The organism is Streptomyces sp. NPDC127084 (genome assembly GCF_042724175.1).
Lineage (GTDB): Bacteria > Actinomycetota > Actinomycetes > Streptomycetales > Streptomycetaceae > Streptomyces.
This window is the reverse complement of sequence record NZ_JBHXFA010000171.1, coordinates 6,117-13,928: the sequence shown is the minus strand read 5'-3', so window position 1 is coordinate 13,928 and position 7,812 is coordinate 6,117. Positions and strand designations below refer to the sequence as shown.

4 protein-coding genes and 1 pseudogene are annotated in these 7,812 nt (G+C 70.4%); 4 read left to right on the top strand and 1 reads right to left on the bottom strand.

Annotated elements, in window-relative coordinates; all coding sequences use genetic code 11:
• Positions 1-220, top strand: a pseudogene (locus ACFWI9_RS28810) (DNA polymerase III subunit delta); the annotation flags it as partial.
• A gap of 489 nt (positions 221-709) precedes the next feature.
• Here the strand turns inward: ACFWI9_RS28810 and rpsT are convergent.
• Positions 710-976: a 30S ribosomal protein S20 gene (gene rpsT, locus ACFWI9_RS28805; protein WP_387166463.1), complete on the bottom strand. Its 267-nt coding sequence runs from the start codon at positions 974-976 to the stop codon at positions 710-712.
• 202 nt (positions 977-1,178) lie between these two features.
• Between rpsT and lepA the strand changes: the two genes are divergently transcribed.
• The 3 genes from lepA to ACFWI9_RS28790 all read left to right on the top strand — a co-directional run bounded on the left by lepA (position 1,179) and on the right by ACFWI9_RS28790 (position 7,699).
• The gene (lepA, locus tag ACFWI9_RS28800) at positions 1,179-3,050 is read left to right on the top strand and encodes a translation elongation factor 4 (RefSeq protein WP_387166460.1); all 1,872 of its coding nucleotides are present in this window, start codon (positions 1,179-1,181) and stop codon (positions 3,048-3,050) included.
• 393 nt (positions 3,051-3,443) lie between these two features.
• A complete protein-coding gene (locus ACFWI9_RS28795) occupies positions 3,444-5,333 on the top strand; it encodes an AMP-dependent synthetase/ligase (RefSeq protein WP_387166457.1) in 1,890 nt (629 codons plus the stop codon).
• Positions 5,334-5,617: 284 nt separating this feature from the next.
• On the top strand, positions 5,618-7,699 hold the full coding sequence (locus ACFWI9_RS28790; RefSeq protein WP_387166454.1) for a SpoIIE family protein phosphatase: 2,082 nt from the start codon (positions 5,618-5,620) through the stop codon (positions 7,697-7,699).
• Positions 7,700-7,812 lie beyond the last annotated feature (113 nt).

Sequence of the window (7,812 nt, the reverse complement as noted above, 5' to 3'; positions counted from 1 at the left end):
CGCCCGCCGGGCGCATCGGGCCCGGGAGCTGGGGATGCCTCCCTGGAAGATCGACCGAGTGCGGCAGCAGATGCGCGGTTGGACCCCGGATGGGGTGGCGATGGCGCTGCGCGCCGTCGCCGAGGCGGACGCGGGCGTCAAGGGTGGAGGCGACGACCCCGAGTACGCGCTGGAAAGGGCCGTGGTGACGGTAGCGAGAGCAGCACGTCTGCGGCGCTGAGTCGTTGCCCGGTCGCCGGTCGCCGGTCGCCGGTCGCCGGTCGCCGGTCGCCGGTCGCCGGTCGCCGGTCGCCGGTCGCCGGTCGCCGGTCGCCGGTCGCCGGTCGACTCGGTGGTGGCGGTGCCTGCGCGCCCGGCCGTGGGCTGCTGTGGTCGTGCCAGTGTGCACGTGCGCCAGTGCCTGCCAGTGCCTGTCAGCGCCGTGCGGTTGCGCTGCCGAATTGCCGGTCGCCGTGCCCGGGGCGGCGTTCGCCGTCGCGTTTGGTTTCCGGGGCCGGAAACCAAGAACCCCGCCTCCTCCGTCCCGGGAAGGACGAAGAGGCGGGGCCCATGGTCCGGCCGATAAGCCGGGAAGTGGTGGTCTCGCACCCGCGTGGCGAACGCAGGCCGCGTGCGAGTCCGGGGTGCCGGGTGGGAGCGGATGAGAGAGGGCCCGCTGGATCCGCCCGGCGATCAAGTCTTGGGAGTCGCCTCCCGGGTGTTACGGAGCTCAGGCCTGGAGGGAGGCAACCTTGGAAGCCAGCGCCGACTTCTTGTTGGCGGCGGCGTTCTTGTGGATGACGCCCTTCGAGACAGCCTTGTCCAGCTTGCGGGCCGCCTCGCGGGTGGCCACGGTGGCCTTCTCGACGTCGCCGGAAGCGACAGCCTCGCGGGCCTTGCGGATCGCGGTCTTGAGCGACGACTTGACGGCCTTGTTGCGCAGGCGCGCCTTCTCGTTGGTCTTGTTCCGCTTGATCTGGGACTTGATGTTCGCCACGAAAGAGCCTTTTCAGGTTCGATGATTTTCCAAGAGGTGCTCGCAGCTGAGAGGGCATGCGAGACACAGCTGCCCAGGCTACCAGCCATGGTCCGGGCGGCCCAAACCAGGCTCAGGGCCCCGGGCGTGGGACCATGGAGGCTGCGTATCGATCCGACACGACCCGAGACGAGCGCTCGGCGCTCAAGAATCAGGACCCTGCGTGCCCGCGACCCCTAGCCATGTGCCCGAGCCGAGCCGTACCGACCCGGCACTGATCCGCAACTTCTGCATCATCGCGCACATCGACCATGGCAAGTCCACCCTTGCCGACCGGATGCTCCAGCTGACCGGTGTGGTCGAGCAGCGGCAGATGCGCGCTCAGTACCTCGACCGTATGGATATCGAGCGCGAGCGCGGCATCACGATCAAGTCCCAGGCGGTGCGTCTGCCGTGGGCACCCACGACGGGCGATGGCCAGGGCAAGACCCACATCCTCAACATGATCGACACCCCGGGCCACGTGGACTTCACCTACGAGGTGTCCCGTTCGCTGGCCGCCTGCGAGGGCACGCTCCTGCTGGTGGACGCCGCCCAGGGCATCGAGGCGCAGACCCTCGCGAACCTCTACCTCGCGATGGAGAACGACCTCACCATCGTGCCGGTCCTCAACAAGATCGACCTGCCGGCCGCGCAGCCCGAGAAGTTCGCCGAGGAGCTGGCGAACCTCATCGGCTGCGACCCGACCGACGTGCTGAGGGTGTCGGCGAAGACCGGCGTCGGAGTGGACGCCCTGCTGGACCGGGTCGTCCAGGACGTCCCCGCGCCCGTAGGCGTCGCGGACGCCCCGGCCCGCGCGATGATCTTCGACTCGGTCTACGACTCCTACCGGGGCGTCGTCACCTATGTACGAGTCGTCGACGGACAGCTCGGCAAGCGCGAGCGCATCCGGATGATGTCCACCGGTGCCACCCATGAGCTCCTGGAGATCGGTACCAACTCGCCCGAGATGCTCGCCGCCGACGGCCTGGGTGTCGGCGAGGTCGGCTATCTGATCACCGGTGTGAAGGACGTCCGCCAGTCCAAGGTGGGTGACACGATCACCCAGCAGGTCAAGGGCGCCACCGAGGCGCTCGGCGGCTACAAGGACCCCAAGCCGATGGTGTTCTCCGGCCTCTATCCGCTGGACGGTTCGGACTACCCCGAGCTGCGCGACGCCCTCGACAAGCTCCAGCTCAACGACGCCGCGCTGGTCTACGAGCCGGAGACCTCCGCGGCCCTCGGTTTCGGTTTCCGTGTCGGCTTCCTCGGCCTGCTGCACCTGGACGTGATCCGCGAGCGGCTGGAGCGCGAGTTCGGTCTCGACCTGATCGCGACCGCGCCGAACGTGGTCTACCGCGTGGTCATGGAGGACGGCATCGAGCACACCGTCACCAATCCGAGTGAGTTCCCCGAGGGCAAGATCGACGAGGTCTTCGAGCCGGTCGTACGGGCCACGATCCTCGCCCCGAGCGAGTTCATCGGCTCGATCATGGAGCTCTGCCAGAACCGCCGCGGCGTGCTGCTCGGCATGGACTACCTCTCCGAGGACCGGGTCGAGATCCGCTACACCCTCCCGCTCGCCGAGATCGTCTTCGACTTCTTCGACCAGCTGAAGTCCAAGACCCGCGGTTACGCCTCCCTGGACTACGAGCCCACCGGCGAGCAGAACGCCTCGCTCGTCAAGGTCGACATCCTGCTGCACGGCGACAAGGTCGACGCCTTCTCCGCGATCACTCACAAGGACCAGGCGTACGCGTACGGCGTGCGGCTCGTGGCCAAGCTCAAGGAGCTCATCCCGCGGCAGGCCTTCGAGGTGCCGGTCCAGGCCGCGATCGGCTCCCGGGTGATCGCCCGTGAGACCATCCGCGCCATCCGCAAGGACGTCCTCGCCAAGTGCTACGGCGGTGACATCTCCCGTAAGCGGAAGCTGCTGGAGAAGCAGAAGGAAGGCAAGAAGCGGATGAAGATGGTCGGCTCGGTGGAGGTGCCCCAGGAGGCCTTCATCGCCGTGCTCTCCAGTGACGACTCCGGCGGCGGCAAAGCGAAGAAGTAGGCGCAACGAAAAGAAGTCGGCGCCCGCCCGGGCCGCCCATCGGGGCCGTCCGCCGGGTTCCTCAGGGGAGCCGCTTCGACGTCGCTTCGCGGGTGTTCCGAAGGCGGCACACCCGCCGACCGGCAGACGGCATACGGCCGGCAGCGCAGCGCACCGGAGTACCCCGGAAGCACCAAGCACCTCTGTTCACCTGAGCCGCCCCACAGGCCCCCGTGCCCACCGGCACGGGGGCCTGTTCGTTATGAAGCGGCAGCCTGCTCCCCCTTACGTGGGGGAGCCGTGACCCTTACCCTGACAACGCCCGGCGGGTTACTCGTGAGTTAAACAACCGTGTCCCGTCGCGCAATCAGCCAGTCATGCAGCAACGCCGCAGCAGCAGGCCCGGAGGATGTCGTGACCGACGCACAGACCCTGATCGAGAACCGACCGCCGTCCGTGGCGACTCTCTTCATGCAGCGGGTGGCGGCCACTCCCGAAGCGGAGGCCTACCGGTACCCGGTGCCCGCGGCATCCGGGCAGGGGCCTGACGACTGGAAGTCGCTGAGCTGGGGCGACGCCGCCGAGCGGGTGTACGCGATCGCGGCGGGCCTGGTCGATCTGGGCGTTCAGCCGGAGGAGCGGATCGCACTCGCCTCCACCACTCGGGTCGAGTGGATCCTGGTCGACCTCGGCATCCTCTGCGCGGGCGCCGCCACCACGACCGTGTACCCGCAGACCAACGCCGAGGAGTCCTCGTACATCCTCGCCGACTCCGAGAGCCGCGTGCTGATCGCGGAGGACGCCGAGCAGCTGGCCAAGGCCCGTGAGCGGCGCGTCGAGCTGCCGAACCTGAAGCATGTCGTCGTGATCGACCCCACGGGTGTCGAGCCGTCGGACGAGGACCCGGAGGGCTGGGTCGTCTCCCTCGCGGATCTGGAAGCCCTCGGCAACCAGTACCTGGCCAAGCACCCCAGCGCGGTCAAGGAGCGGGTCGAGGCGATCACCTCCGAGCAGCTCGCCACCCTCATCTACACCTCGGGCACCACCGGCCGCCCCAAGGGCGTCCGGCTGCCGCACGACAACTGGTCCTACATGGCGAAGGCCATCGCCTCGACCGGCCTGATCACCAAGGACGACGTCCAGTACCTGTGGCTGCCGCTCGCCCACGTCTTCGGCAAGGTGCTGACCTCCGGCCAGATCGAGGTCGGGCATGTCACCGCCGTCGACGGCCGCGTCGACAAGATCATCGAGAATCTCCCGGTGGTCCAGCCGACGTACATGGCGGCCGTGCCCCGGATCTTCGAGAAGGTCTACAACGGGGTCGCCGCCAAGGCCCGGGGCGGCGGCGCGGCCAAGTACAAGATCTTCCAGTGGGCCGCGGGCGTGGCGCGCGCGTACGCCAAGGAGACCCAGGACACCTTCCGCCGCACCGGGAAGGCCTCCGCCTCCTTCGGGCTCACCACCAAGCACAAGATCGCCGACGCGCTCGTCTACGCCAAGCTCCGCGAGGCGTTCGGCGGGCGGCTGCGCGCCGCCGTCTCCGGTTCGGCCGCGCTCTCGCCCGAGATCGGCTTCTTCTTCGCCGGTGCGGGCATCCACATCCTGGAGGGTTACGGACTCACCGAGTCCAGCGCCGCGTCCTTCGTGAACCCGGCCGAGGCCTACCGCACCGGTACGGTCGGCAAGCCGCTCACGGGCACCGAGGTCCGGATCGCCGAGGACGGCGAGATCCTGCTGCGCGGTCCCGGCATCATGCAGGGCTACCACGGGCTCCCGGAGAAGACCGCCGAGGTCCTGGAGGCGGACGGCTGGTTCCACACCGGCGACATCGGCGAACTCTCGCCCGACGGCTATCTGCGGATCACCGACCGCAAGAAGGACCTCATCAAGACGTCCGGCGGCAAGTACGTCGCCCCGGCCGAGGTGGAGGGTCAGTTCAAGGCGGTCTGCCCGTTCGTCTCGAACATCCTCGTCCACGGCGCCGACCGGAACTTCTGCACCGCCCTCATCGCCCTGGACGAGGCCGCCATCCTCGGCTGGGCCAAGGAGAACGGGCTCGACGGCAAGTCCTACGCCGAGGTCGTCGCCGCCCCGCAGACCGTGCAGTTCATCGAGGGCTATGTGAAGCGTCTCAACGGGGGCCTCCAGCGCTGGCAGACCATCAAGAAGTTCCGTCTGCTGCCCCGCGACCTCGATGTGGAGCACGGTGAGCTGACGCCGAGCCTGAAGCTGAAGCGGCCCGTCGTGGAGCGGGAGTACAAGGACCTCATCGAATCGATGTACGAGGGTTCGCGCGAGGCGTAGCAGTCCACCACCGGGGCCAGGTGCCCCGGTACGGTCACCGCGGGCGCGGCGAGGGGCTTTTCCTCGTCGCGCCCGCGCCTTTTCTCTCCCGCTCCGGAACACGGAATTCCTTCATCCGGGTGTGGTCATACCGAGCACTTCGATGACTCCGTGCTTATGGACGAGTCCGGTCTGTCACTCTGTCGTTGTCGTCAGTCGTTCACATGGCAGCGCGCGGCAGTACATGTCGGCACATGTCGGCGCCTGCCAGCGCAGGGCAACACAGAGCCGGACAGGAGCCGAGCGTGGGGTCCGTACCGACACAGCAGGACACAGTGGCAGCGGCGGCCGCGGCGACCGCCCCGCGGCGGTCGAGGCACCTCCTCGCACAGCGCGGCGGGGTACGTGCCGCGGCGCGCACCAGCCTGCCCGCGAACCCGGCCGCCGCCTCGGCCGCCCGCCGGTTCGTGGGCGCCGCACTCGCCGAGTGGACCCGGCTCGGGACGGTGCCCGTGCGCGGGGCCGACCGGCTGGCCGAGGACACCGCGCTGGTCGTCAGCGAACTCGTGACCAACGCGGTGGTACACGCCGGGACCACCGTGGAGGTACTGGTACGGCTGGACGCCGCGGCCGATGACGATCCGGCTTGCCTTGTCGTCGAGGTCGGGGACCACCACCCCGCCCGGACGGTCCGGGGGCACGCCGCATCCGATCCGGGGCCCGGACCGGATGCGGCGGCGGACGAGCACGAATACGGCCGTGGACTGCGCCTGGTCGCTGCGCTGAGCGGGTCCTGGGGGATCACGTACCGCACGGGCCGCAAGGCGGTGTGGGCGAAACTGCCCCTCGACGGCGGCGACCTCCCGCAAGTTCTGAGCGCCCCGGCCGGGACCACGGCCTTCGAGCAGGGAGTCCAGGGAGTTCTGGGCGGCCAAGGGGCCTACGGCACCGCCGTCGGGCTCCTGGAGAGCCACTCGCCGCCCCGCACCCCGCCCGGACAGCGCGACGACCACCCCGGCTGGACCGGGCGCGGCGCGCTGACCTTCCTCGCCGAGGCGTCGGATCTGCTTGCCGGACAGCTGGACGAGGACATGGTGGCCGCCCTGGCCGGGCAACTGCTGGTGCCCCGGTTCGCCGACTGGTGCGCGGTATGGCTGGACGGTGAGGCCGGACCGGTACCCCGGCTCGCCAAGGTCTGGCACGCGGACGAGTCCCGGATCGAGGGCCTGCGTGCGGCGCTGCTCAAAGAGCCGCCCCGGCTGCCGCGCGAGGCCGGCTCCACCGCCGTGCCGGTCCCCGTGGCATGGCCGCACCCCGAGAAGCCCGAAGGCGCGCCGGGCACGGACGCCACGCGCGGCACCGCCATGGCCCTGAGGCTGGCCGCCGGGGGACGGCCGCTCGGCACCCTGCTGCTCGCTCGCGAGGCCGGCGCGCACGAGGGTGCCGGCGAGGGCGGCGCGCACAAGGGTGCCCGCCAGGTCGGGGCGCACGAGGCGGGCACCTGCGCGGGCATCCCCGACCAGGCGACCGCGCTGATCGAGGACTTCGCCCGCCGGGTGGGCCTCGCCGTCGGGGCCGCCCGTGCCTACACCCGCCAGGCCACCATCAGCCGAGTGCTCCAGCGCGGACTGCTGCCAGCCCAGGTCGCCCAGATCCCCGGGATCGACAGCTCGCTCGTGTACGAGCCGAGCGGCGACGGCCTCGCGGGCGGCGACTTCTATGACATCTTCCCGGCCGGGAAGGGCGGTCGCTGGTGCTTCATGCTCGGCGACGTCCAGGGCAGCGGCCCCGAAGCCGCCGTCGTCACCGGTCTCGCCCGCCCCTGGTTGCGGCTGCTCGCCCGCGAGGGCTACCAGGTCGGCCAGGTTCTGGACCGCCTCAACGACCTGCTGCTCGACGACGCCATGGAGGCGGCGGAGGCAGCGGCGCTCATGGCGGTGGCCCCGGGCAGTCCGGTCCCCGACGGCCCTCAGTCGCGGTTCCTGTCCTTGCTGTACGGGGAGCTCACACCGCTCCCGGACGGCGGGGTCAGCTGCACCCTGGCCTGCGCGGGCCACCCGCTGCCGCTCCTGCTGCGCCCGGACGGCACGGTCTGCCCGGCGGGTGCGTCCCAGCTGCTCCTTGGCGTGGTCGGAGACGCGGCGTACGACAGCCAGTCCTTCGTACTGGAGCCCGGCGACACCCTGCTCTGCGTCACCGACGGGGTCACGGAGCGGCGATCCGGCTCGCGGATGTTCGACGACTCCGACGGTTTGGCCCGCGCATTGGCCGAATGCGCGGGCCTGACAGCCCAGGAGGTCGCGGACCGCATAAGGCTTGCCGTGCACACCTTCGCGGAGACCCCGCCCGGTGACGATCTGGCACTGCTGGTGCTCCAGGCACGCTGACCGCTGCCGCGGGGGGGGGGGCGGGCCGCGCCCCCCCCCGCGCCGGGGGCCCCGCCCCGCCCGGCGGGTGCCCCCCCCGCGCTGGCGCGGGCCACCGGCAACCGCGTCTACGT